The organism is Microthrixaceae bacterium, assembly GCA_023957975.1.
GTDB lineage: Bacteria > Actinomycetota > Acidimicrobiia > Acidimicrobiales > Microtrichaceae > JAMLGM01.
In genome coordinates, this window is record JAMLGM010000004.1 from 39,587 (window position 1) to 64,611 (window position 25,025).

Sequence of the window (25,025 nt, forward strand, 5' to 3'; positions counted from 1 at the left end):
CGATGGGTGGACGGGTGATCTCGAGCAAGCCCCCACGTCCGGGCGCACCGCTTCCGCCTGGTGCGCGCCCGGCAGGCGTTCGTCCTGCCGGTAGTGCTCCGGCTTCCGGTGGTGCTCCGGCTTCCGGTGGTGCTCCGAGTTCCGGTGGTGCTCCGGCCCCCGGTAGTGCCCCGGCCCAGCGGCCGGTGGGCCGCCCCCTTCCCCCCGGAAGCCCCGGCGCCCCTGCAAATGCCGGAACCGCTGCCGCCGGCTCCGCCGCTCCTGGTCCCGTGTCGCGCACGGGCAAGCCGATCCCGCCGCCCCCCGGCCCGCCGCTGTCGCGCACGGGCAAGCCGATCCCGCCGCCTCCCGGTGCCGGCGGTCGTGGCCCCGCTCCGACTCAGGGCCGTGGTCCGCGCCCGGGTGCGCCCGGCAGCGGACCCGGAGGTAACTACCGCGGTCCGCGCCCAGGCGGTGGCCCAGGTGGCCCCGGCGGCGGTCGTCCCTTCGGCGGCGGCCCAGGCGGTCCCGGTGGACCCGGCGGCCCCGGCGGCCCCGGTGGAGGGCGCCCTGGCGGCGGCCGTCCCGGTGGCCCACAGCAGCGCCCACCGCGGCGCAAGGGACGTCGGCGTCGCAACCGCGAAGAGCTGCAGCCGATGGGCATGCCGTCCTACACCCCGCAGGATGCGGCGGTTCCCGAGGGCGTCACGGTCATCGAGCGCAACTCGACCCCGCAGGTGCTCGGCCCCAAACTGAACCGCACCGCGGCCGACGTCGTGCGTTTCCTGCTCACCAACGGTGAGATGGTGACCGCAACTCAGTCGTTGTCGGACGAGATGATCGAACTCTTCGCCACCGAGATCGGGGCGGAGATCGAACTCGTCGATCCGGGCCAGGAACAAGAGGTCGAGCTTCGCAAGGTGCTCGACATCCCTGAAGACGACGACTACGACGACTCCGACGCGCCGCACCGTGCGCCGGTGATCACCGTCATGGGTCACGTCGATCACGGCAAGACGAAGCTGCTCGACCGGATCCGCAACGCCAATGTGCAGGCGGGCGAGGCCGGCGGCATCACCCAGCACATCGGCGCCTATCAGGTCATCAAGAACGGCAAGCCGATCACCTTCCTCGACACCCCGGGCCACGAGGCGTTCACCGCTATGCGTGTACGCGGCGCCGAGGCGACCGACATCGTCATCTTGGTGGTCGCCGCCGACGACGGCGTCATGCCCCAGACGATCGAGGCGATCCAGCATGCCAAGGCGGCCGAAGTGCCGATCGTCGTGGCGGTCAACAAGATCGACCGCGAAGGGGCCGACCCGCAAAAGGTCATGAGCCAGGTCGCCGAGCATGGTCTCGTTCCCGAGGCCTGGGGCGGCGACACGGTGTTCTGTGAGATCTCGGCGCTGCAGGAAATCGGTATCGACGACCTGCTCGACAACCTGCTGCTGGTGGCCGAGGTCGAAGACCTCCGGGCCGACCCCGAAGGCCGCGCCACCGGCGTGGTGCTCGAGTCGCACCTCGACGTCGGACGCGGTCCGGTGGCCACGGTGCTCGTGCAGCGGGGCACGCTGCGGGTGGGTGACCCACTCGTCGCCGGTCCGGCATGGGGACGCGTCCGTGCCCTCATCAACGACCACGGCGAGCAGGTCAAAGAGGCCGGCCCGTCGACCCCGGTGCGTGTGCTCGGTCTGAGCGACGTCGCCGATTCCGGTGACGACTTCGTGGTCGCCCCCGACGAGCGCAAGGCGAAGTCGGTGGCCCAGACCCGCGAACACTGGCAGCGCGACGCCCGTCGCGGCCGGGATTCCTCGGTCATGTCCGGTGGCGCGAGGCTCGAGGACATCTTCGATCAGATCCAGCGTGGCGAGTCGGCGACGCTCAACATGATCGTCAAGGCCGATACCTCCGGTTCGCTTGAGGCGCTCATCGAGTCCCTGCGCAAGCTGGAACGGCCCGAGGTCAAGATTGGCTTCGTGTTGCGCGGCGTGGGTGGCATCACCGAGTCCGACATCCAGCTTGCCGAAACCTCCGATGCCACCGTCGTCGGCTTCAACGTGCGTCCCGATCGCCGGGTGCGCGAGTTCGCCGAGGCCGAGGGTGTCGAGATCCGAACCTACGACGTCATCTACAAGCTGCTCGAGGACGTCGAGGCGGCGATGGTGGGCATGTTGGAGCCCGAATTCGAGGAGGTCGTCACCGGCGACGCCGAGGTTCGCGAGATCTTCAAGGTCCCCAAGATCGGCTTCATCGCCGGTTGTTATGTCCTCAACGGCAAGATCACCCGCAACTCGCGGGTGCGTTTCATCCGCGAGGGCACCGTCATCTGGAAGGGCTCCGTGCAATCGCTGCGGCGCTTCAAGGAGGACGCACGCGAAGTGGCCGCCGGCTACGAGTGCGGTATCGGGCTGTCGGACTACCAGGACCTGCGTCCCGGCGACATCATCGAGACCTACGACCTCGTCGAAATCCCGCGGACCTGATGCGTCGAGCGTGTCGTGGTCGGGGCCCTGCCCTGACCACGACACCTGCGCGCCGGTACGGTCGCGTCCGCGAGAAGGAAGCGACGAGAAGGAAGCGATGAGGAGGAAGTGACATGGCACGTCCAAGGCAGCGGGCTCAGGCCCGCCATCAGTTCAACCGGACCGACCGCATCGCGGAGACGATCCGCGAAATCGTCGCGACCGAACTCGAACGAATCGACGACGAACGCGCCGACCTCGTCACGGTGACCGGCGTGAAGGTCGACAACGATCTGAACACCGCGAAGGTGTACTACTCGGCGATCGTGGCGGAAAACGAGGGCCGCCTCGACGACGTGGCCGAGGCGCTCAACGACGCCCGATGGCCGATCCAACAGGTCGTCAATCGGTCGGTGCGCGCCCGCAAGACCCCACAGATCCAATTCCTTCCCGACGACGTGTTGGCCGCAGCGTTGCGGATCGACGACATCTTGAACGACCGCGTCCACCCGGCCGGCGTCGACAGCGATGCCGATCTGCCGGGGTCCGACGGCGACCCCGCCGCGGCGGGCTGAGCCGGGCCGGTCGAATATGGGGCGTCGAGGCAAGGGCGGGGAGGGGACCGTTCACGGCGTCGCGGTCGTCGACAAGGAGGCCGGCTGGACGAGCCACGACGTCGTGGCCAAGGCGCGCGGGCTGCTCGGAACCCGTCGTGTCGGTCATTCGGGCACGCTCGATCCCGACGCGACCGGGGTGTTGGTCCTCGGCGTGGGCCGAGCGACGAAGCTGCTGCGGTTCTTGCAGCTCCTCCCCAAGAGCTATCGGTGCGAGATCATCTTCGGCGCCGACACCTCGACCCTCGACGACTCCGGCGAGGTGGTCGCCACCTACGACATGGCCTTCAGTCCACAGGAGGCCGCCGCCGCGGCGGCGACCTTTGTCGGCGACATCATGCAGGTGCCGCCGATGGTGTCGGCGGTGAAGGTCGGCGGGCGTCGCCTTCACGAGCTCGCCCGCGAGGGGATCGAGGTCGAACGCAACCCCCGGCCGGTGACGATCACGCGTTACGACCTCGAGGCGACCGGCGACCCGCTGGTGTATCGGGCCGAGATCGAGTGCAGTTCGGGTACCTACGTGCGCGTCCTCGCCGAGGATCTCGGCCGTGCGCTCGGCGGCGGCGCCCACATCCGACGGTTGCGACGCACTTCGGTGGGCCCGTTCACCCTCGACGATGCCCGACCGCTTGAGTCGATCGAGGCGCTGCCGATGCTCGAGGCCGTGCGCGGGTTCGACCGTGTCGTCGTCGACGAGGACACCGAGGCGGCGGTACGTGTCGGCGCGGTGCTCGATTCGCAGCGCCTCGGGGTGGAGCCGCACGATCCCGGCCCGTGGCCCGTGGTGAGCGGTTCGGGGGAGTTGCTGGCGATGTATGAACCGTTCCGCGACGGCAGGGTGAAACCAGCGGTGGTGCTGGTCGGATAGGTTCGGCAGCGATGCACATTGCTCGTCAGCTCAGCGACGTCGTCGATCCGCGTGCCGGCAACGTGGTCAGTATCGGCTTCTACGACGGCGTCCACCTCGGCCACCGTGCGCTCATCACCTCGCTGCTTGAGATGTCGAGCAGTCGCGGCCTCGCCACGACGGTGGTGACCTTCGACCAGCACCCCGCTCGGGTGTTGCGCCCCGAAGTGGCCCCTCAGCTTCTGTGCGACCTCGACCAGAAGCTTGAACTGCTCGGCGAAACCGGGGTCGACCAGACGCTGGTCATCCATTTCGACGAGGCACAGGCGGCTCAACCCGCCGAGGACTTCGTCACCTCGGTGCTCGTCGACGCGCTGCAGGCCCGCGTCGTGGTGGTGGGGGAGGACTTTCACTTCGGGCACCGGCGCCTCGGCAACGTCGCCCTGCTCACCGAGATGGGCGAAAAGCACGGCTTCGAGGTCATCGGACATCACCTGGTCGGGATCGACTGGACCGACGCTCGGCCCGAACAGCAGGTGTCATCCACGGCGATTCGTCGGGCGGTGGTCGAGGGACGCATCGAGGACGCGAACGCCATGTTGGGTCGGCCACACACGATCCGCGGCACCGTGGTGGGCGGCGACAAGCGCGGTCGCACCATCGGGTTTCCGACGGCGAATGTCGTGATTCATCCGGAGTTGCTGCAGCCGGCCGACGGGATCTACGTGGGCGAACTCGTCCGTGCCAACGCCGAGGTGCTGCCCGCAGCGGTCTATCAGGGCCGGCGACCGACGTTCTATGAGGACCAGCCGACGTCGATTCTCGAGGTTCACGCCCTCGATTGGGCCGGAGACCTGTACGGTGAACCGGTGCAGGTTCAGTTGCACAAACGATTGCGCGGCGACCGTAAGTTCGACACGATCGAGGAACTGACCGCACAACTTGCGATCGATTGCCAGCGTGCCACGGAGTATCTGAGGGAGAGGGACCGTTCATGAACGCGATGGCGATGAACTCCTCGTCGACCAACTCGGGCGTCGAGCCGATTCCCGGCCCACATCCTGAAGGCGTGGTCGAGGACGGCGCACCGGTTGTCGCACCGCGGTTGAGTCGGCGTCGGATCCGGCTCGACGACGGCCATGAAGTGGGCATCAGCGTCGCCGGTCACGGGGTGCCGTTGGTGGTCGTTCACGGGTTCAGCGCCGAGGGATTCCTGTACGCCCAGACCCTCCACCGCCTGGTGTCGATGGGATTCAAGGTGATCGCCATCGATACCGCGGGACATGGCGGAACCCGAGGGCTTCCCTCCGACGGAGCCAACCTCCGTTCCTACGGCGAGCTGCTGGCCCGGGTCATCGACAAGCTCGGCATCGAACGCTGCATTCTTGCGGGCCACTCGATGGGTGGTCGCATGGTGACCGACGTCGCCGCCATGCAACCGGAACGCACGGTCGCGGTCATGCTCATCGATGCGATCGTCGGCGACACGTGGGACAAGATGGTGTACGCGTTCCGGGTGTACCCGCCGCTGGTCGGCGCGATCGGCACGGCGTTGGCCGTCGATTCGCTGACGATCCTGCCGCTGTGGTCCGACCCGCGTCAGGCCATCAAGTTTTTGCGGCTCGCCTTACCCACGATCATCGGCGATGTGGTCAGGCCGTGGCGGCTGTTGGGCCCGGTGGTGTCGATTCTGCGTTCTCGATCGAGCCGCTATTCGCTCAACGCGCTCGGCGATGCCGGTGTTCCGTTGTATGTGCTGCACGGCGATCGCGACCTGGCGGTGCCGATGCGCACGGCCCGCGACGCCGCCAAGCGGGCGAACGGGACGTTGATCACGGTGAACGGCGGCGGCCATTCCTGGCTGCTCCGCGACCCGGAGACCCTGCCGAGCATCGTGTCGCAGTTGATGCACGGCCCGCTGAGCGAGGAGATCACCGCAGCCATCCGCTCCGCCGGGGTGACATCCGAGGAACCCACCGACGCGGAGCTCGATTCGGTGTTCTATCGCCCCGATGCGCTCATCCACGAGCTCACCCCGACCCGCGAAGTCACCCACGTGGTGGGTCGGCACTGGCGTCCGACGTTTCGCTGGACCACCTCGGCGCCGGCCTGACCGGCGCGTCCTGACCGACCTGTCCTGACCGACCTGTCCTGACCGGTGCATCTGCGGGTTGGTCGGCTCGTGTGCTAGGGTGACCGCCGTCCAATTTGGCGTCTTGACGTGCCTTCGTGGCGTAGCACCATTGGTGCAGCGTCGATGAGTGCGCCGCCGAGAGGCCGGGTCCGAAACCCACACAGGAGCAACTTCGCCATGTCACGTCCCCCCGCAAATCTCCCGCCCAAGGCCGACACGATCGCCAAGCACGCACGTGGAGAGGGAGACACCGGTTCGCCCGAGGTGCAGATCGCGTTGCTCACCGACCGGATCAATCACCTGACCGAACACCTCAAGCAGCACAAGAAGGACCACCACAGCCGTCGTGGCCTCCTGATGCTCGTCGGTCGCCGTCGCCGCTTCCTCGATTACCTCAACGACATCGACGTCGAGCGCTACCGCGCCATCGTCGCCGAGTTGGGTTTGCGCCGCTGACGCCGCTGGTCGCCGTGAACGCCCCCCTGCGGGCTGGACGGCGACCAAGCCCAAAGGCGATGGGGCCGATGGGTACTTTCACCGGTGGGTACTTTCACCGATAGGTAGAAATACCGGTCAAGGCTTGAGGGCGTGCGGCCGATCACTCGGCGGTGAGTCCGTCAGTTCTTCCAGCCGAGAATCGTTCGTGGCGTGCACGCCCGATGGCCGCCCGCCTGCTTCGTATCGCAGCATTTCTGGTGCCGTTGTCGGCCGGAGCCGCCGCGTCGATCGCCGCGAGCCTCGCCCTGCCCGATGCCGACACCGTGATCGGCACCGTGGCGCGAACGCTGTTGGTGGTGGCGGTCGCGACCGTTGCGGTTCGCTTCGCTGACAAGGTCGCCCGCCGGTTCCTGCCGTTGGCAGCGCTCATGCAGTTGTCGCTGGTGTTTCCGGATCAGGCGCCGGCCCGCTTTCGTTCCGCGTTGCGCGCCGGGAGCAGCCGGCGACTTGAGCGCGCCGTGCAGGAGGCGCGAACCAACGGCCTGGCTGCCGACCCGGGCGATGCGGCCCGCCAGGTGGTCGAGCTCATCGGGGCGATCGGCGACCACGACCGCCGCACCCGTGGCCATTCGGAACGGGTGCGTCTGTACGCCGATCTGCTGGGCGAGGAGATGAAGCTGTCGACCGAGGAGCGACAAAAGCTCCAGTGGGGTGCCCTCCTGCACGATCTCGGCAAGCTGATGGTGCCCGACGAGATCCTCAACAAAGCCGGCAAGCCCTCCGACGAGGAATGGGCCGTGCTCAAGGGGCACCCCGACGCCGGGATGGATCTGATCGCGCCGCTTCGCCCATTCCTCGGCGAATGGGTGGCGGCGATCGGCGGGCACCACGAGAAATGGAACGGGTCGGGCTATCCCAAGGGCCTCGTCGGGTCGCAGATCCCCCGGGCCGCAGCGATCGTCGCCGTGGCCGACTCCTATGAGGTCATGACGGCGACTCGTTCCTACAAGAAGCCCATGTCGATCAGCGATGCCCGCGCCGAGCTGACCCGCTGCGCCGGAGCACATTTCTCCCCGGAAGTCGTACGGGCGTTCCTCGGGATCTCGTTGGGGCGCCTTCGAGTTGTGGCGGGTCCGCTCTCGGCGTTGGCCCATCTGCCGTTCCTGGGCGCGATCGGCCAGGTTCCGGCGGTCGGTGCCGTTGCAACGACTCCCGCCATGGCCTCGGCGTTCGCCGTTCCGGCGGTGGCGATGGCGACCACGGCGGCGCTCGTGGTCGGCGCGGCGAGCGCCTCAGCCGACGACCTGGTGGTGCACGCTGCGAGTGCGGAGGTGCAGTCGGACGCTGCGACCCGGGCGGCGGGCGAAACCGCGGCGCCCAGCGAGCAGAACACTGGCGGTGCGGGTTCGGGGTGGTGGGCGCTCGGAGAGATTCTCTCCGGCGTTGCGCCGGTAGCGGCCGCCCCTGTGACGTCGATCCCGCCGCAGTCGCTGGCTCCGGTGGAGTCGACGATTCCGACGGCTCCGGCTCCGACCGCTGCTCCCGCTCCGACCCCAACCGTGGCTGCGACGGCTCCGGCTCCAGCGCCGAAGGCCGCGCCCACGACCGCCGCTCCGACGACCGCTGCGCCGGCAGCGCCTGTGCCGGCGGCGCCTGGAGACGGGTCAGGTCAGTCCGGCGGCGGTCGGCGCGGTGATCGCGGCTCTGAAGGTTGGGGTGGCCATGGCAACGGCCATGGCAACGGCAACGGCAATGGGAATTGGAACGGCAACGGCGGCAACCGCCACAACGGCAACGGCAACGGCAACGGCAACGGCTACGGCGGCAACGGCCACAACGGCCACAACGGCTACGGCGGCAACGGCTACGGCGGCTGACATTGCCCTCAACCTGAGGGTGAACCGGGGTCATTCCACCGATTCGAGGGGATCTCGGCTAGCGTGTCATACCGAGTGTGACAACCGCGATCAGTGCCTGGTCGCCGCTGTCCGAACCCCGCCCCAGCGCTAGTGGCCACGGGCCGCCTCGCAGGTTGACATCACTGTGTGGACGTTCGGACATCGACAACTGGGAACTGATCATCGTCGCACTCTCACATCAGCGGACAATGCCCACAGGGGGCGTTCGCACAATGAAAGAGAGTGAAACACATGGCTGATGCCATTCGTGTCCAGTCCGTCGTAGGCGGAGACGAGTTCAAGGTGCAATCCTTCGAGACCGGCAAGCTCGCCGCCCTCGCCGGTGGTGCCGTGCTCGCCCGACTCGGCGATTCCGAAATCCTCGTGACCGCCACCGCCGCCAAGTCGGTGCGTGACGGAATCGACTTCTTCCCCCTCACCGTCGACATCGAAGAGCGCTCCTATGCCGCCGGCAAGATCCCCGGCTCGTTCTTCCGCCGAGAGGGCAAGGCCTCCGATCAGGCGATCCTCACCTGCCGCCTGATGGACCGACCGCTTCGTCCGTCGTTCCCCGAAGGCTTCCGCAACGAGGTCCACATCGTCGGCACCGTCGTGTGCGCCGACATGGAGAACCCTCACGACGTGTTGGCGATCAACGCTGCGTCGGCGGCACTGTCGCTGTCCGACGTCCCCTTCGACGGCCCCATCGGTGCGGTGCGTCTCGCCTACGACGCCGGCGGCGAATGGGTTGCGCACCCGTCCTATGCCGAGGGCGACAACTCGGTGTTCGAGATCGTCGTGGCCGGCCGTGAGCTGCCCGACGGCGACGTGGCCATCATGATGGTCGAGGCCGGCGGTACCGAAAAGAGCTGGGAGCTCTACGCCGAGGGTGCGCCCAAGGTCGACGAGAGCGCCCTTGCCCAGGGCCTCGAGGTCTCCAAGCAGTGGATCAAGGAACAGATCGCCCTGCAGAACCAGCTCGTCGCCGCTGCCGGTGGCAAGAAGCCGGTGATGGACTACCAGGCACAGATCGACTACACCGACGCCCAGTACTCCGCCGTCGAGTCGGCAGCCGGCGAGCGTCTCAACACCATCGAGCAGATCGCCGACAAGGCCGAGCGCACCGCGGCGGAGAACGAACTTCGCGACGAGACGGTGTCGGCGTTGTTGGCCGAGTTCGCCGGTGACGACGAGGGCCTTGCCCTCAAGCAGCTCAAGGCGGCCTTCCGCAGCCTGACCAAGGCGACGGTTCGTCGCCGCATCGTCAACGAGGGTGCTCGCATCGACGGCCGTGGCCCCGCCGACATCCGTCCGTTGTCGGCCGAGGTCACCCTGTTGCCGACGACCCACGGTTCGGGCTTGTTCCAGCGCGGCGAAACCCAGGTCCTCAACGTCGCCACCCTGGCGATGGGCAAGATGGATCAGATGATCGACGGCATCACGCCGTTGACCTCCAAGCGCTACATGCACCACTACAACTTCCCGCCGTTCTCCACGGGCGAGACCGGGTTCATGCGCGGCCCCAAGCGTCGCGAGATCGGCCACGGCATGCTCGCCGAGCGTGCACTCGTGCCGGTCATCCCGTCGATGGACGAGTTCCCGTACGTCATCCGTACCGTGTCGGACGTGTTGGCCTCCAACGGGTCGACCTCGATGGCTTCGGTGTGCGGCTCGACCCTGTCGCTGATGGACGCCGGCGTGCCGATCAAGGCGCCGGTCGCCGGCATCGCGATGGGCCTGGTGTTCGCCGAGGGCAAGTACACGACCCTCACCGACATCCTCGGTGCGGAAGACGCGTTCGGCGACATGGACTTCAAGGTCGCCGGTACGTCGGAGTTCGTCACGGCCCTGCAGCTCGACACCAAGATCGACGGCATCCCCGCCGATGTGTTGGCCGCAGCGCTCGAGCAGGCCAAGGAGGCCCGCCTGGCGATCCTCGAGGTGATGACCGCAGCGATCGCCGAGCCGCGCCCCGAGGTGTCCGACAACGCCCCGAAGATCATCAGCTTCGAGATTCCCGCCGACAAGATCGGTGAGGTCATCGGGCCGAAGGGCAAGGTCATCAACGCCATCCAGGGCGAGACCGGCGCGAACATCTCCGTCGACGACGACGGCATGGTCGGCGTGGTGTCGATCGCCGCGGTCGACCCGGGAGCGGTGGCCGAAGCGGAGCGTCAGATTCGCCTCATCCTCAACCCGCCGACCGCCGAGGTGGGGGCCACCTACACCGGCAAGGTCGTCAACATCACCAAGTTCGGTGCGTTCATCAACATCCTTCCGGGACGCGACGGCCTGGTGCACATCTCCAAGCTCGGGGGCGGCAAGCGGATCGACTCGGTCGAGTCGGTGCTCAGCCTCGGCGACGAACTCGAGGTCGTCGTCGAAGATATCGACCCGAACGGCAAGATCAGCCTCCGTCCGGTCGGCGACGGTGCGGCGGAGGCGGGGGAGTCCCCAAAAGCTGACGCCGCTTCGGCGGCGGACTCCGCCGGTAGCGACAACGACGCTGCCCCGAGCGCAGCCGCCGGCGGTTCCGCGTCGCGCGGCGCGTCGGTCGCGAGCGATGCCGTGGTGGCCAGCTTCGAGGACTTCCACGACGAACTCATCAGCGCCGAACAGGGACCGCTCGGGCCGGAGGTCAAGGGAGTCGGCGGTGGCAACGGCCGCGACCGTGGCCGCCCGCGCCGGCCTCGCCGCCGGTGAGGTGAACGGTTGACCAACGTCACCGATTTCGGAACCCTCGACGCGGAGGTCCGCCTGTCGGACCTCCGCTCGGGGGTCCGACTCGCCACCGACACCATGGTCTTCACGGGGTCGGCGGCGATCGCATGCTTCGTCGGCATCGGATCACGAGATGAGCCTCTCGCGCTGGCTGGCGCGTCTCATTTCCTCGAACACCTGCTGTTCAAAGGCACCCTCGAACACACGTCTCGGTGGATCAACCGTGCGATCGACGCGATCGGCGGAGAGTTCAACGCCTACACGGTGCGCGAGGCCACCGTGTTCTACGTGCGCGTGCCGGCCCCGCACGCCGAGTTCGCCACGAAGCTGCTGTGTGAGGTGATCACCACGCCGCGCCTCGACCCGGCGGATGTCGAGATCGAACGGGGCGTGATCCTCGGTGAGCTCGACGGTGCGCTCGACACCCCCGACGACGTGGTGTTCATGAACCTGGTCGACGCCATGTTTCCCGGCCATCCGATCGGCCGCGAAACCCTCGGCGACCCGGAGTCTCTGGCCTCGATGACCGTGGAGCAGATCGCTGGGTTCCACGATCGCTGGTATCGCCCCGCCAATCTGGTGTTCGCCGCGGCGGGAGCGGTCGACCACGACCGACTCGCCGACATCTTGGACGAGGCGTTCTGCGACCACGACACCGGGGAGCGTCCCGAGCGGCTGGCCCCGGGGGCGGGCCTGGGCGACGACATCGAGGTCGGGCGCGACATCGAGCAGAGCTATCTCGCCCTGGGCTGGCGCGGCATCGTGGCGACCGATCCTCAGCGTGTGGCGTTGGCGGTATTGAATCACGCGCTCGGAGACGGGCCGTCGAGTCGGCTGCACGAGGAGATCCGCGAACGGCGTGGGCTGGCCTATGAGGTGTCCTCCTCGGCGGCGAGCAACCTCGATGCCGGAACCCAGAGCGTGTTTGTCGCGACGGCCCCCGAACACCTCGGCGAGGTCCGGCGCATCATCGACGACGAGATCGCACGGGTGCTCGACGAGGGGATCGACGACGAGGAACTCGAGGTCGCGAAGGGCTACCTCACCGGATCGATGCTGATGGCGCTCGAGGACTCCTCCTCGCGGATGAGCCGGCTCGGCTCGGCCGTGCAGACCCATGGCCGCATCCTCAAGGTGAGCGAGTCGCTCGACGCGATCGACGCCGTAACCGGCGAGGATGTGCGCTCCGTGGCCGCCCGGATCTTCGGTGCGCCACGTGTCACATCCCTGGTCGGCCCACAAGGTTGATCGGCAAGAACTGAACGCTCATTCAGCCCGATACGATGATCCGGATATGGCTTCCCCGACGGTCTTTTCGCGTTCTCGACGTTTCTCGTCGGTTTTGTTGCCGCCCCTGGTGGCGCTGGGCCTGTTGGGCAGCGGATGTACGTCCTCCGACAACGGCAGTGGTGGCGGTTCCGCGGACACGACGACGACCACGGCGGTGCCCAATCCCTGCACCCCGCAGGGGGACGAGACGATGGCCAAGGCGCTCGTGCGGTGCGGGGACGCGTCGATCGCGTATCTGTCCACCGAGGACGTGTCGGGCACGGGCATCGTCATCGAACGCGACTCAAAGCGATATGTGCTCACCAACGCCCATGTGATCGACCCCTACGACTCGGCGGACGTGATTCTGGCCGGCGAGACCTACGACGCGATGGAGGTCGTCGGGGTCGATCTGGTCACCGACATCGCGTTGCTCGGCCCGTTCGACGACGACGTCGAAGTGGCCCCGATTCCGCTGGCCGGCGACGTGGAGGTCGCACGTGGGGACGACGCGTTCACGCTCGGGTTTCCCGCCGAACTGTTCGACCCCGACCCCGAGGATCTCGAGCCGACGATCGCCCGGGGCATCATGGGCCGTCAACGTACCGATAAGGAGTTCGACGTCACCTATCTGCAGTCGGACGTGTTGATTACCGGCGGTCAGTCCGGCGGCGGCCTGTTCGACCAGGAGGGTCGTCTGGTGGGGGTGACGTCGATGGTGTGGGGCAGCGAGTACGCGTTCGCCGTGTCGGCCCCCGACATCGACCGATCGATCGACTCGATCCTTGCGGGCGACGGCGACACCTGGCCGGCGCTGACCCGCGACCCCGAGTCGGATCGACTCGTGACCACCGAGACGTTGTCGCTCGCCGAACTCGGCCAGAGCGCGGCGCTGACGATTCCTCCCGCGGCCGAGAAACGGACGGTCACGATTACCACCGACCATGCCGAGGCCGTGACCCTCGAGGTCACCGACCCCAACGGGGACGCGCTCGCGCTGTCGAGCAATATGGCCACCGGCGTCGAGCAGCTGATGGCCCGGATGGCCGATGGCTCCGGTTCGGGGCAGTTCGATGGTCTCCTCGGCGAGGAAGGTGTCGACGCCGTCACGGGCACCGACCTGATCGAGGCGTTCTACGGCGAGTTGGACGACTCGGTGACCGAGGCGGAGACCGAGCCCGGCACGTTGACCTTCGAGGTTCCGGCCGACACCCGCGTTCACGTCGACGTCGACCGGCTCGAGTCCGACGAGGCGGTCGAGGCCACGCTCACCAGCACGGTCGGCTTCGAGGTGGTCCGCGTCGGGTTCGCGACCTCCACCCTGGAACCGGGCGACAGCGACGAGGTGGTGTTGGCGCCGTCGTTGCCGCTGCACATCATCGAGGTCGCCGTCGAGGCGGGCCAGGAGATCACCGTCGACGCGACGGCCCCCGCCGAGGACATCGCGTTGGCCGTCATTCCGCCCGATGTCGACCTGATCTCGGCGGTGTTGTTCGGGTCGGGCGAGGGCGTCGAAAACGTCGACGAGAAAGAATCCGGTCCGTTCGAAAACGCCGAACAGCTCACCTTCACCGCCGAGTCCGCAGGCACCTACCGGATCGTGGTCGGCGGCTACCTGGGGCTGACCTCGCTGGTGCGAATAGCGCTGTCCGCCGCCTAACCAGGACCTAGACTCCCAGCCCGTGACGAAGATTCGCGTGGGTGTGTTCGGTGCCGGTGGCCGGATGGGGTCGACGGTGTGTCGGGCCGTTCAGGACGACCCGGACCTCGAGTTGGTAGCGGCGGTCGACCCCCACTATGCGGGCCTTGAGGTCTCCGGCGTGACGGGCGCCGCTGACAATGAGGTGATGATCTCGGGCGACCGCGAGACGTTGGGCGATGCCGGGGTCGAGGTGGCGATCGACTTCACCAACTATCAACCGAGCCTCGAGAACCTGGCGTACCTCGCCGGGGCCGGAATCCATGCGGTCGTCGGCACGACCGGATTCAGCGAGGAGGATCTCGCCCGGTTCGCCGCCGAGTTCACCCGTTCGAACTGCCTGATCGCCCCCAACTTCGCCATCGGTGCGTTGTTGATGATGAAGTTCGCCGAGCAGGCGGCCCCGTATTTCGAGACCGCCGAGATCATCGAGTTCCATCACGATGAAAAGATCGATGCCCCCTCGGGTACCGCCACACTCACCGCCGAGCGTATGGCTCGGGCCTCGAACGATTGGGGCGACGACCCGACGACGAAGACGGTGTACGAAGGGGCCCGCGGCGGCGAGGGCCCGGCGGGGATCCGGGTACATTCGGTGCGCATGCGCGGCATGGTCGCCCACCAGGAGGTCATCTTGGGCACGACCGGCCAGACCCTGGTCCTGCGCCACGATTCGATCGACCGCACCTCGTTCATGCCGGGGGTGTTGATGGCGACCAAGGCCATCGGCGAGCGCCCGGGTCTGACGGTGGGCCTCGACGTCCTGCTCGACCTGTAGCCAGTCAAACCCGTTCACCGCCTGCCACCGCCCGTTCACCGCCTGCCACCGCCCGTTCACCGCCTGCCACCGCCCGTTCTCCGATAACCAGTGGTCGTGATCACGACCACTGGTTATCGGAGAACAGGCTGGCGGTCAGGGCGTGTCGTCGTCGAGGCGCGACATTTGGCGCAGGGCGCCCTGGGGTCGGAGCTGAACGGTCATCGCGATGAGCACGCCGATGATGCTGATGATCGTGATGGGCAACTGGTAGTCGGAGATCCAGTTCGACAGTGACTCGACCTGATCGGCGAAGGCCGACGCGACCCAGCGGCACAACATGAGCCGGGTGAGGGTGCCCAACACGTTGACCGTGATGAACATGTGCAGTGGGATGCGCGCCGCCCCGCAGAACAGCGACACCCAGTTGTTCGGCATGATGAACGCGAGCGGGTAGAGGAAGCGCCGGTGCGACGGATTCTCCAGGCCTCGACCGTCCTCGCCCACGAGTCGGGTGGCGAATGCGTTGCCCTCCGAGATCCACAGCAGCGCACGAGCCCCGAACCAGTAGCCGACCGCATAGAACGCCGGGTCGGGGATGAGGTGCCTCACGAGGCCGAAGCCGAGGAACTCGCCGAGACCGAGTTGGTTGGCGGTGAGGATGAGATGGCGGTTGATCGGGCTCAACACGATGAGCGCCAGCGGATGTGTGTCCTGCCAGTTCGCCCAAACGGAGTTGGCGACCCACCCGCACACCAACACGGCGGTGAAGGTGATGAGGCCGGTGGGGAGCACCCAGATCGGAGGTTTGCGCCTCGGCGCGAGGTCGACGGGTGCGTCCGCAGTTGTCACGCGGGTCAGACTACGGGAAGTCTCCGCCTTTGCGGTCCGCGGCGGATGACCCGCGGGACGCGGCACTAGTGCCGTGTCTGCGAACGTTTGCACGTTGCGACGGCCAGATGGCTCCGCTCGCTGCGTTTCGGACTCCTTGAATTGGGGCAAGACCAGTTCTGCGTCGCCGCGCCTTGCGAGCACCGCCCCTGGCTCGCCGCACCATCGCAAACGTTTCTTGCCACGGCACTAGTTTGGCTGGCGATGTATCGGTTCTTATTGAAGCCGCGCTGGTTGCTGTCCCATGTGCTCGTCGCAGCGATGGTGGTCGGGATGTTGGCAGCGATGATGTGGCAGGTTTCTCGCTTGCACCAAAAGCAGGATCTCAACGCGAGGATCGAACAGCGCGCTCACGGCGAGGTGCTCGCGTTGGGTGACGTGTTGGCGGGCCACGACCTGGCGACCGATTCCGGCCAGGACGATGTCGAGTACCAGGCGGTTTCGGCGAGGGGGACCTACGACACCGACCACGAGTTCACGATCCCGAACCGCACGCTCGACGGCGCACCGGGGCGACTGGTCATCACCCCCTTCGTATGGTCCGACACCGAGGCTCCCATCCTGGTGAACCGAGGGTTCATTCCGCAGTCGTTCACCGACGACACGGCTCCGATCGATGGGGTTGAGCCGCCGGAGGGTGAGGTGGCGATCGCCGGGTATCTGAGGCTCACCGAGTTGCCGGGATCGTTGCAGACCAAGCGGGTCGATGTCGGCGACAACCGTTTCGCCCGCCTCGACCTTGCCGCGATCGCCGAGGTGCAGGGCACGGCCTTGCAGCCGGTGTACCTGTTGTTGGGTTCCCAGGAGCCGCCGACGGCTCAGGAACGGCTCACGATGTATCCGCTTCCGCCTCGGTCGGAGGGCAAGCACTTCTCCTATGCGGTGCAATGGGCGATTTTCACGTTGATCGCCTGTATCGGGTACCCGTTGGTTCTGCGGCGTATCGCTCGGAATCGGGCGGGTCAGATCGACGACGACATGCCGACCGAGGGCATGTGGCATGCCGATGCTCGACGCCGTGACGACACGGTCGAGGTCGGCGGCGAATGAGGCGGTCGACCGCCCGCGAACGCATCATGGACGCGGTCGTCGCCTGCGCCGAGCGAGGTGGGCTTGGGTCGTTCGCCCTCGAAGACGTTGCGTCGCAGGCCGATGTGTCCCGGGCGACGATCTACAGTCATTTTCCTGGGGGCCGCCAGCAGTTGATCGACGAAACGGTCGAGCGCGAGGTGGCCGACTTCTGGCGGAGCCTCGCGGATGAGGTCCGCTCGTATGACGACGTCGAGGATCGCGTTGTCGCGGCGATGATGTCGGCGCACCGTCGGATGATCGAACATGCGCTGTTGCAGCGCCTCGTCACCTTGGAACCGGGTGAGATTCTGCCGGCGTTGTTCGCAGCGGACCGGCGCCTCCATGGCCTCATCGTGGGATACCTCAGGGAGACGTTGGCCCGTGAGGTCTTGCGCGACGGAGTCGACCTCGATGATGCGGCGGAGTATCTGGCGCGCATGGTGTTGAGCCACATCGGCACGGCTGGTCGTTGGGACCTGACCGATCGGACGTCGGTGCAGCGGTTGGTCCGCACCCAGTTCCTCGGGGGAATCCTCTCCCGATAATGTGAAATATGTCACACGGTGCACAATGAGACAGATTCAGTCGTATTGTCTCATGTGTGACCGATGGCATGAACGTCGAGTTCCCCGCAGGCGGTGACGCCGGCCAGGGAGTCGAGGACCGGGTGCTCGACGCTGCGCTTGAGTGCATCGGCCGGTGGGGTATGACCAAGACGACGGCCGAGGACATCGCCCGCACCGCAGCGCTGAGCCGGGCCACGTTGTATCGGGCCTTTCCCGGGGGGATCGCCACGATCCTCGACGCGATGTCGGCCCGTCAGGTCGAACGCCTCCTCGCCGAGGTGGTGGCGGTCACCGCGACGGCGGGGTCGGTCGAGGAGATCTTGACCTCGGCCATCGTGGCCGCCGGTCGCTTTCTCGATGAGGCCTCCGCCCTTCATTACCTCATGGCCCACGAGCCCGAGGTGCTCCTGCCGTATTTCGCGTTCGACCGGATCGGGCCGCTGCTGTCGGCGTCGAGCGCGGCGCTTGCGCCAATCCTCGGGGCTTACGTGTCACGCCAGGTCGCCGAGGAGCTCGTCGAATGGGGGGCGCGCATCGTGTTGTCGGTGTTCTTCACCCCCGGGTTGATCGACCTCACCGATGCGGTCGAGGTGGGCGAGCTCGTCAACACGATGCTGCTGCCCGGCTTCGCCCGCGAACTCGCCGGCACCTGATCGTTCCTTCGACCCAACCCTGCCGAACCGTGCCCACCCGTACCGACCGACCTAGTACCGAACCAGCCAGTACCGACCCACCCAGTACCGACCCAGCCAGCAAAGGACCAGCCATGACCGACCTTCAAGACCTCATCGGACGCCAGGAGATCAACGATCTCGACGCCATCTTGTCGGCGACCGGCGAGTATCGCGACGAGACGATCCGCGCCGTGACGGATCACTCCGAGGCGATCTTCACGTGGAACTACGACAAGGGCGAACGTCCTCCGCTCGAGAAGCTCTACGAAAAGGCCAAGGTCAGCCAGTGGAACGGTGAAACCGATCTGCCGTGGGAGACCGAGGTCGACATCGAAAGCGTGGTGCTGGTCAGCGCCGCCATCAACGACGAGAACGGGCTTGGCATGGGCGACTTCGATGCCACCGGCACGCCGTTCGAGAAGTTCAGTGAAAAGGAGTGGGTCCAGCTCGGCATCGAGTCGAATCAGTGGACCCTCAGCCAGTTCATGCACGGCGAACAGGGTGCGCTGATCTGCACCGCCAAGATCGTCGAGACCGTGCCGTGGATCGACGCCAAGTACTACGCAGCCACCCAGGTGATGGATGAGGCCCGCCACGTCGAGGTGTTCGCCAAGTACCTCGACACGAAGATGGGTGGCTACTACCCACTCAACAATCACCTCGGCATGCTGCTTGAGGACATCGTGGGCGATTCGCGTTGGGACATGACCTACCTGGGCATGCAGATCATGGTCGAGGGGTTGGCGTTGGCCGCGTTCGGCGCGATGCATCAGCTCACCAGCGAGCCGCTGCTCAAGCAGCTTCTGCGTTACGTGATGAGCGACGAGGCCCGCCACGTTGCCTTCGGCGTGCTGTCGTTGAAGGAGTACTACGCCGAGCTGAGCGACGCCGAGATCTTCGAGCGCCAGCAGTTCGCCTTCGAGGCTGCCGTGCGCATGCGCGACCGGTTCCTGCAACAGGAGGTCTACGAGCGGATGGGGCTGCCGGTGAAGGAGGCCGTGACCGCGATGATCAACACCCCGGCTCGTCAGATGTTCAACCTCATGTTGTTCTCGAAGATCGTGCCGAACTGCCGCAAGCTCGGCCTACTCGACCGCAACGATCAGTGGCTGCGCCGCCGTTTCGAGGAACTCGGCGTCATCCAGTTTGAGGACTGGACCGACACCACCGACGAGATGGAGGCGTTCGCGCTGTCGAACGAGGAACTGCGTATCGCCTGAGCGCCTTGCCCGACGCGGTCTTGCCCGTCGCTGCCTCGCCCGACGCGGTCTTGCCCGTTCTCCGATAACCAGTGGTCGTGATCACGACCACTGGTTATCGGAGAACGGTGGTTTTGGGGCGAACTTTCTGGCGATGTTTGGGGATCAGGAGGTATCGGCGGCGCCGGTCGCTACGCTGAATCTCCACATCGACCGGTCGGTTGCCGCGGGTGGCCGATCGCCAAGGAATCGGGGGGCTGCCATGAGTGGCGGTGACGAAGACCAGCCCACGGGGCCATATGATCCTGCCGCGACGTCTCGGTTCACGCCGCCCAGTTCGGTGCCGCCCGCGGCGCCTAGTGGTACGTCGGTTAAATAGCGAGGTGGGTTAGTGTCGGGTTATGCCGATCGCTGTTGCTGCCCCGTTGACTGTGTCCGATGCCGAGCGGGCCGAGTTGGATCGCATGGCGCGGTCGTCGGTGTTGCCGTACCGCTGTGTGCGCCAGGCGCGGGCATTGTTGTGGGCGGCCGATGGGGTGGCGAACAACGAGATCGCCCGGCGCGTTGATGCGACCCCGGACACGGTACGGCGGTGGCGTACCCGCTTCGAGGCTGGCGGGGTCAATGAGGTGGGCAAGATCACTCGAGGTCGTGGTCGCAAACCCAAGGTCAGCCACGACGTGGTCGAGGCGATCGTGAACGACACGTTGCATTCGGTGCCCGATGACGAGTCGACGCAGTGGTCGACACGGACGATGGCTGCGCGGCACGGGGTGGGTAAGGACTTCGTGGCGAAAATCTGGAAGGACCGCAAGCTGCGTCCCTGGCGGGTCGACACGTTCAAGTTGTCGAACGATCCGAACTTCGAGGCGAAGCTTGTCGACGTGGTCGGGTTGTATCTGAACCCGCCGGAGGGGGCGGTGGTGTTCAGCTTCGATGAAAAGACCCAGTGCCAAGCGTTGGATCGCACCCAGCCGTCGCTGCCGATGAAGCGGGGTCGGGGTCGCACGATGACCCATGACTACAAACGCAATGGCACCACCGACCTGTTTGCGGCGTTGAATGTCGTGACCGGTGAGGTGCTTCATGACACCCGCAAGACCCACACCAGTGCCGATGTGTTGGCGTTCTTTCGGTGGATTGATGTCCACGTCCCCCGGGACCAGGAGATCCATGTCGTGTTGGACAACCTCTCGGCGCACAAGTCCGCCGAGGTGAAGGCGTGGCTGGCCAAGCCAGCGCAGAAAAAGCGGTGGCACCTGCACTTCACGCCAACCTCGGCGTCGTGGCTGAACCTGGTCGAGGGCTGGTTCGCTCAACTCACCAAGAAACGGCTCAAGACAGGAACCTTCAACAGCGTCGCCGCTCTAACCGAAGCCATCGACGTGTGGGTCTCGCACTGGAACGACGACCCCGAACCCCTCGTGTGGGTCAAAACGGCGGAGGAGATCATCGAGAAAGTCAACCGGGGGCGGGCCACCCTGACCCACCTCACCAATTCCGCGACGGACCACTAGTCAGTCCGGGTGGGCGGCGCCGCCTCCGCCTCCATCACCGCCGCCTCCGATGACTCCGCCACCGGCGCCGATGGCGACTCCGCAAGCCGCAGTCCCGACCTCGGCTCCCGCACCTGCGCCGAATTCGAACCGCACGCTCCTCATCGTGATCTCGATTCTGCTCGCACTGATCGTGGTCGGTGTCGTCGTCGGCATCGTGGTCGCGAGCGGCGGTGACGATGCCGCTGATTCCGACAAGTCCGACGGGGCGGTCGTGGAGACGACGGTTGCCACGGTCGCCGAGACGACACCCGAATCGATCACCGAGACGGTTCCGGAGCCGACCGTTGCCGAGTCGGTCGTTCCGGAGACCACCCGCGCCAATCGCGATCCCGCTCTGCTGCCAGCGGGCCTCTACTGCCGCGACCTGGCGGCCCAGGGGTATTCCTTCTCGGCGGCGGTGACGTATTGGCGCACCGAGGGCCAGCCGGATCGGATGGACTCCGACCGCAACGGAATCCCGTGCGAGACCGTGTACTCATACGACGACATCGCGGCCATTTTCCCGTATGCGTCGGCGCCGGTGAGCGAGCCGCTGTACATGCGGTTGCCGTCAGGGCTGTTGTGTCGCGACCTTCGCGATCGCGGGGTCAGTGTGCGCGACGCGTTGGACTACTTCATCTACGAGGGTTTCCCGGACCGCATGGATGCCGACGGAAACGGCGTTCCCTGCGAGACCGTGTACAGCGACGCCAGTCGCATCTGGTGGAACGAGTACTGACAGTCCGCACTCGCCTGCCCCAGCCTGTTCTCCGATAACCAGTGGTCGTGATCACGACCACTGGTTATCGGAGAACAGGCGTTTTGGGGGGCTGGTGGGGGCGTTTGGGGGTGGGCTGGGGCGTAGTGTGGCCGCGTGTCCGAGGGTGTTGAGCTTCGATTGGTCCTGCATGCGATGCGCCTGCTCGGTACGGCATCGAGCGAACGGGTCGCCGAGCGATACGCAGATCTGACGGGACTCGCCGACCCGGCGCCCGCCGACCCGGTACCCGCCGACCGCGACGCGACCGCCGACCGCGATGCGACCGCCGACCGCGATGCCGATTCCGTCGTCGACAGGGTGCAGCATCTGCTCATCAGCGCCGAGCGCAGCGGGTGGGTGTCTCATCGCAGCGGGTATTTCGCCGGGTGGTCGCTCACCTCCGAGGGCCGGTCCCATGCCGAACTGTTGCTCCGCGCCGAGATCGAGGAGTCCGACACCTTGCTCGACGTCGATGCGGCGTATCGTCGATTCGTCACGATCAACCGGTCGTTTCTCGAGGTGTGCACCGACTGGCAGGTGCTCGGTGCGGGAACCGGGACCGCCCGCGTGAACGATCACAGCGACGCCGAACACGACCTCGCCGTGCTCGAGCGCCTCGAGGTCCATCATCGACAGGTGGTGGCGATCACGGTGGATCTTTCCGGATCGTTGGGTCGTTTCGGCTCGTATCGGCATCGCTTTGAGCGGGCGATGCAAGGGATCTCGGCGGGCAACCTCGACTGGTTCGTCAAGCCGACGATCGACTCGTATCACAGCGTCTGGTTCGAGTTGCACGAGGACCTGCTTTTAACTCTGGGGATCGACCGTTCGGCTGAGCGGTAGCCTGTGCGTCCATGAGTCTGCCTACTGCTCGCTTCGGACGGGTCATCACCGCGATGGTCACACCGTTCGACGACTCCGGAGCCCTCGATCTCGATGCTGCGGCCAACCTGGCTGCGTGGCTCGTCGACAACGGAAGCGACGGGCTGGTCCTCGCCGGAACGACCGGTGAAAGCCCCGTCCTCAGCGATTCCGAGGAGGTGGCCCTCGCCAAGGCGGTGCGTGCCGCGGTCGACGTGCCCTTGTTGTTGGGAACCGGATCGAACGACACGAATTATGCGGTTGAGGCCACCCGGCGCGCGGCCGGTCTGGGCGTCGACGGGGTGCTCGTCGTGAGCCCCTACTACAACCGCCCGCCCCAATCCGGCCTCGACCACTATTTCCGGTCGGTGGCGGCGGCGACGGATCTGCCGGTGTTGCTCTACGACGTTCCGACGCGCACGGGCCGAAAGGTGGCGACCGCCACAATGCTGCGTCTCGCCCACGAGGTCGACAACATCGTCGGGCTCAAAGACGCGGCGGGAAACCCGGCCGAGACGGCTCGCCTGATGCGCGACGCGCCCGACGATTTCGAGCTGTATTCGGGCGACGATGCCCTCACGTTGCCGTTGCTGGCGATCGGCGCGGTCGGTGCGGTGAGCGTTGCGAGCCATTGGGCCGGCCGCCAGATCGGCGAAATGATCGCCGCGTTCCTGCGCGGCGACCACGGCGAGGCCATCCGCATCAACGGCGGGCTGATCGAGAGTTACGAGTTCGCGGGTTCCGACGACGCGCCGAATCCGATGCCGTCCAAAGCGATCCTGCGGGTGCTCGGGATCAAGGTCGGCAATTGTCGTGCGCCGCTGTCGTTTGCTCCCGACTGGCTTGAGCCCCGCGCTCGAGAGGTGCTCTCAGCGTTGGCCTGAGCAGCGTCCATCTATCCGACCTCCCATCTCGTTGGCCTGCGCCAACCCCATCGAAAGCTCAACCTGACTCAATGGCTTCTTCGGACGTTCGTATTACGTTCCTCGGCGGACTCGGCGAAATCGGTCGCAACTGTGCGGCAATCGAGATCGACTCTCGCATCATGTTGCTCGATTGCGGGCTCATGTTTCCCGACACCGACATGTTGGGCATCGACGTCGTGTTGCCCGATTTCACGTGGTTGCGTGAACGGGCCGACGACATCGAGGGGTGCATCCTCACCCACGGCCACGAGGACCATGTCGGAGCGTTGAGCTATGCGTTGCGCGAGTTCAGCTTTCCGATCATCGGTTCGGAGTTCACCCTCGGCTTGGCGCGTGGCCGAATCGAGGAGGCGGGCCTGTTGAAGCGCACCGATCTCGTCGTGGTGCGCGACAACGAGCGGCGAACGTTTGGCCCGTTCGACTGCGAGTTCCTTCCGACGACTCACTCGGTGCCGCACGCGTTCGCCACGGTGTTTCACACGCCACAGGGTGCGATCGTGCACTCCGGCGACTTCAAGATCGACCTGACCCCGGTCGACGGCAGGCTCGCAGATCTCGCTCGCATCGGTGGCATCGCGAGCGGTGACGGGATCCGGCTGTTGCTGAGCGATTCCACCAACGCCGAGGAGCACGGCCATTCGCGTTCGGAGACCGCGGTCGGTGGGGTGCTGTATGACCTGATGCACCAACACCACGGCCGCCGCATCATCACGGCGTGTTTCGCGTCGCATATTCACCGGGTGCAACAGCTCGCCGACGCGGCACAGTCGTTCGGACGGGTCATCGTGCCGCTCGGGCGTTCGATGCGCCGCAACATTTCCATGGCACGGGAACTCGGCATTCTCAACATTCCCGACCACGCGCTCGGCGACATCGAAAACATCAACGACTACGAGGACGGCAAGGTCTGTGTCGTGTGCACCGGCAGCCAGGGCGAGCCGATGTCGGCCCTCGCCCTGTTGGGCACCGACGACAACCGTTGGCTGAAGGTCACCTCGAACGACACGGTGATCCTGTCCTCGCACCCGATTCCCGGCAACGAGTCGGCGGTGTCGCGGGTGATCGACAACCTGATTCGAACCGGCGCTCAGGTGGTGCACTCGGGGATCGCCGATGTGCATGCCACCGGCCACGCCAAGGCCGAGGAGCTGAAGCTGTTCTTGTCGGTGACCCGGCCGGAGTGGTTCGTGCCGGTGCACGGCGAGTACCGGCACCTGGTGGCCCACGCCCGCCTCGGCGAGGTGATGGGGGTTGAGAAGGATCACGTGTTGGTGGCCGAGGACGGAGATTCGCTGATTCTCGACGACGACGGCCTGCGGTTCGGCGAGCGGGTTCCGGCCGATTACATCTACGTGCACGGGGTCGGCGACGTCGACTCCTCGACGTTGAGTGAACGCCAGATCCTCGGCAACGAGGGGGTCGTCGCGGCGATCGTGTGTGTGGATTTCGAACGCCGCGAACTGGTGGCCGGCCCGTCGCTGGCGACGAGAGGTTGGGTTGCTCCGGAGGAGTCGACGAAGCTTTTCGACGGGATCGTCGAGCGGGTGGACGGCGCCGTGCGTGCGGCGTTGAAGGGCGATCAGGTGTCGATGCGGGTCATCGAAAAGGCCGTGCGCCGTGCGGCGGGGTCCTATGTCGGTGAAAAGACGCGGCGTCGTCCGATGATCGTGCCGGTGGTCCTCGAGGCCTGAGCGGCGATTTCGCTGGGCGTCACCAAG

General features: G+C 66.4%; 21 protein-coding genes. 20 read left to right on the top strand and 1 reads right to left on the bottom strand.

Annotated elements, in window-relative coordinates:
• The first annotated feature begins 635 nt into the window (after positions 1 to 635).
• The 11 genes from infB (at position 636) to dapB (ending at position 14,842) form a co-directional block, all read left to right on the top strand.
• Entirely contained in the window at positions 636 to 2,465 is a 1,830-nt protein-coding gene (gene infB, locus M9952_07115; GenBank protein MCO5312691.1) for a translation initiation factor IF-2, read from the top strand.
• 113 nt (positions 2,466 to 2,578) lie between these two features.
• Positions 2,579 to 3,019 (top strand): 30S ribosome-binding factor RbfA, encoded by a 441-nt coding sequence (gene rbfA / locus M9952_07120; protein MCO5312692.1) that lies wholly within the window; start codon positions 2,579 to 2,581, stop codon positions 3,017 to 3,019.
• Positions 3,020 to 3,035: 16 nt separating this feature from the next.
• The gene (truB, locus tag M9952_07125; GenBank protein MCO5312693.1) at positions 3,036 to 3,926 is read left to right on the top strand and encodes a tRNA pseudouridine(55) synthase TruB; all 891 of its coding nucleotides are present in this window, start codon (positions 3,036 to 3,038) and stop codon (positions 3,924 to 3,926) included.
• 11 nt (positions 3,927 to 3,937) lie between these two features.
• Positions 3,938 to 4,903 carry a bifunctional riboflavin kinase/FAD synthetase gene (locus M9952_07130; protein MCO5312694.1) on the top strand — a complete coding sequence of 322 codons (966 nt, stop codon included), beginning with the start codon at positions 3,938 to 3,940 and terminating at the stop codon, positions 4,901 to 4,903.
• Positions 4,900 to 6,018 (top strand): alpha/beta hydrolase, encoded by a 1,119-nt coding sequence (locus M9952_07135; GenBank protein MCO5312695.1) that lies wholly within the window; start codon positions 4,900 to 4,902, stop codon positions 6,016 to 6,018. The genes M9952_07130 and M9952_07135 overlap by 4 nt, the downstream gene beginning before the upstream one ends.
• Positions 6,019 to 6,216: 198 nt before the next feature.
• The gene (rpsO, locus tag M9952_07140; GenBank protein MCO5312696.1) at positions 6,217 to 6,495 is read left to right on the top strand and encodes a 30S ribosomal protein S15; all 279 of its coding nucleotides are present in this window, start codon (positions 6,217 to 6,219) and stop codon (positions 6,493 to 6,495) included.
• Positions 6,496 to 6,698: 203 nt separating this feature from the next.
• A complete protein-coding gene (locus M9952_07145) occupies positions 6,699 to 8,354 on the top strand; it encodes an HD-GYP domain-containing protein (protein MCO5312697.1) in 1,656 nt (551 codons plus the stop codon).
• A gap of 273 nt (positions 8,355 to 8,627) precedes the next feature.
• Entirely contained in the window at positions 8,628 to 11,078 is a 2,451-nt protein-coding gene (locus M9952_07150; GenBank protein MCO5312698.1) for a polyribonucleotide nucleotidyltransferase, read from the top strand.
• A gap of 9 nt (positions 11,079 to 11,087) precedes the next feature.
• Complete coding sequence (locus tag M9952_07155) at positions 11,088 to 12,344, top strand: insulinase family protein (GenBank protein ID MCO5312699.1); 1,257 nt, start codon at positions 11,088 to 11,090, stop codon at positions 12,342 to 12,344.
• A gap of 46 nt (positions 12,345 to 12,390) precedes the next feature.
• Complete coding sequence (locus M9952_07160) at positions 12,391 to 14,025, top strand: serine protease (protein MCO5312700.1); 1,635 nt, start codon at positions 12,391 to 12,393, stop codon at positions 14,023 to 14,025.
• Positions 14,026 to 14,047: 22 nt separating this feature from the next.
• Positions 14,048 to 14,842, top strand: a complete 795-nt coding sequence (gene dapB, locus M9952_07165; GenBank protein MCO5312701.1) for a 4-hydroxy-tetrahydrodipicolinate reductase — start codon at positions 14,048 to 14,050, stop codon at positions 14,840 to 14,842.
• 135 nt (positions 14,843 to 14,977) lie between these two features.
• Here dapB and M9952_07170 read toward each other — a convergent pair whose 3' ends face one another.
• Complete coding sequence (locus M9952_07170) at positions 14,978 to 15,673, bottom strand: hypothetical protein (protein ID MCO5312702.1); 696 nt, start codon at positions 15,671 to 15,673, stop codon at positions 14,978 to 14,980.
• A 243-nt stretch (positions 15,674 to 15,916) separates the two neighbouring features.
• Here M9952_07170 and M9952_07175 point away from each other — a divergent pair, with 243 nt between their 5' ends.
• The 9 genes from M9952_07175 to M9952_07215 all read left to right on the top strand — a co-directional run bounded on the left by M9952_07175 (position 15,917) and on the right by M9952_07215 (position 24,998).
• Positions 15,917 to 16,762 (top strand): SURF1 family protein, encoded by an 846-nt coding sequence (locus M9952_07175; GenBank protein ID MCO5312703.1) that lies wholly within the window; start codon positions 15,917 to 15,919, stop codon positions 16,760 to 16,762.
• Positions 16,759 to 17,328, top strand: coding sequence for a TetR/AcrR family transcriptional regulator (locus M9952_07180; GenBank protein MCO5312704.1), 570 nt, complete (start codon positions 16,759 to 16,761; stop codon positions 17,326 to 17,328). Before M9952_07175 ends, M9952_07180 begins: the two co-directional genes overlap by 4 nt.
• 56 nt (positions 17,329 to 17,384) lie before the next feature.
• Positions 17,385 to 18,002: a TetR/AcrR family transcriptional regulator gene (locus tag M9952_07185; GenBank protein MCO5312705.1), complete on the top strand. Its 618-nt coding sequence runs from the start codon at positions 17,385 to 17,387 to the stop codon at positions 18,000 to 18,002.
• Positions 18,003 to 18,115: 113 nt separating this feature from the next.
• Entirely contained in the window at positions 18,116 to 19,243 is a 1,128-nt protein-coding gene (locus M9952_07190; GenBank protein ID MCO5312706.1) for a ferritin-like domain-containing protein, read from the top strand.
• Between the two features lie 380 nt (positions 19,244 to 19,623).
• Complete coding sequence (locus tag M9952_07195; protein MCO5312707.1) at positions 19,624 to 20,739, top strand: IS630 family transposase; 1,116 nt, start codon at positions 19,624 to 19,626, stop codon at positions 20,737 to 20,739.
• Between the two features lie 145 nt (positions 20,740 to 20,884).
• Complete coding sequence (locus M9952_07200) at positions 20,885 to 21,499, top strand: excalibur calcium-binding domain-containing protein (GenBank protein MCO5312708.1); 615 nt, start codon at positions 20,885 to 20,887, stop codon at positions 21,497 to 21,499.
• A gap of 135 nt (positions 21,500 to 21,634) precedes the next feature.
• The gene (locus M9952_07205; GenBank protein MCO5312709.1) at positions 21,635 to 22,363 is read left to right on the top strand and encodes a hypothetical protein; all 729 of its coding nucleotides are present in this window, start codon (positions 21,635 to 21,637) and stop codon (positions 22,361 to 22,363) included.
• Between the two features lie 11 nt (positions 22,364 to 22,374).
• Entirely contained in the window at positions 22,375 to 23,265 is an 891-nt protein-coding gene (gene dapA, locus M9952_07210; protein ID MCO5312710.1) for a 4-hydroxy-tetrahydrodipicolinate synthase, read from the top strand.
• Positions 23,266 to 23,336: 71 nt separating this feature from the next.
• Positions 23,337 to 24,998 carry a ribonuclease J gene (locus M9952_07215; protein MCO5312711.1) on the top strand — a complete coding sequence of 554 codons (1,662 nt, stop codon included), beginning with the start codon at positions 23,337 to 23,339 and terminating at the stop codon, positions 24,996 to 24,998.
• The last annotated feature ends 27 nt before the right edge of the window (positions 24,999 to 25,025 follow it).

Coding starts and splice junctions, on each gene's coding strand:
- dapA (MCO5312710.1), top strand. CDS start 22,375: ATGAGTCTGCCTACTGCTCGCTTCGGACGGGTCATCACCGCGATGGTC.
- M9952_07190 (MCO5312706.1), top strand. CDS start 18,116: ATGACCGACCTTCAAGACCTCATCGGACGCCAGGAGATCAACGATCTC.
- M9952_07150 (MCO5312698.1), top strand. CDS start 8,628: ATGGCTGATGCCATTCGTGTCCAGTCCGTCGTAGGCGGAGACGAGTTC.
- M9952_07180 (MCO5312704.1), top strand. CDS start 16,759: ATGAGGCGGTCGACCGCCCGCGAACGCATCATGGACGCGGTCGTCGCC.
- M9952_07175 (MCO5312703.1), top strand. CDS start 15,917: ATGTATCGGTTCTTATTGAAGCCGCGCTGGTTGCTGTCCCATGTGCTC.
- M9952_07135 (MCO5312695.1), top strand. CDS start 4,900: ATGAACGCGATGGCGATGAACTCCTCGTCGACCAACTCGGGCGTCGAG.
- M9952_07195 (MCO5312707.1), top strand. CDS start 19,624: ATGCCGATCGCTGTTGCTGCCCCGTTGACTGTGTCCGATGCCGAGCGG.
- M9952_07145 (MCO5312697.1), top strand. CDS start 6,699: ATGGCCGCCCGCCTGCTTCGTATCGCAGCATTTCTGGTGCCGTTGTCG.
- M9952_07130 (MCO5312694.1), top strand. CDS start 3,938: ATGCACATTGCTCGTCAGCTCAGCGACGTCGTCGATCCGCGTGCCGGC.
- M9952_07160 (MCO5312700.1), top strand. CDS start 12,391: ATGGCTTCCCCGACGGTCTTTTCGCGTTCTCGACGTTTCTCGTCGGTT.
- M9952_07215 (MCO5312711.1), top strand. CDS start 23,337: ATGGCTTCTTCGGACGTTCGTATTACGTTCCTCGGCGGACTCGGCGAA.
- infB (MCO5312691.1), top strand. CDS start 636: ATGGGCATGCCGTCCTACACCCCGCAGGATGCGGCGGTTCCCGAGGGC.
- rpsO (MCO5312696.1), top strand. CDS start 6,217: ATGTCACGTCCCCCCGCAAATCTCCCGCCCAAGGCCGACACGATCGCC.
- rbfA (MCO5312692.1), top strand. CDS start 2,579: ATGGCACGTCCAAGGCAGCGGGCTCAGGCCCGCCATCAGTTCAACCGG.
- truB (MCO5312693.1), top strand. CDS start 3,036: ATGGGGCGTCGAGGCAAGGGCGGGGAGGGGACCGTTCACGGCGTCGCG.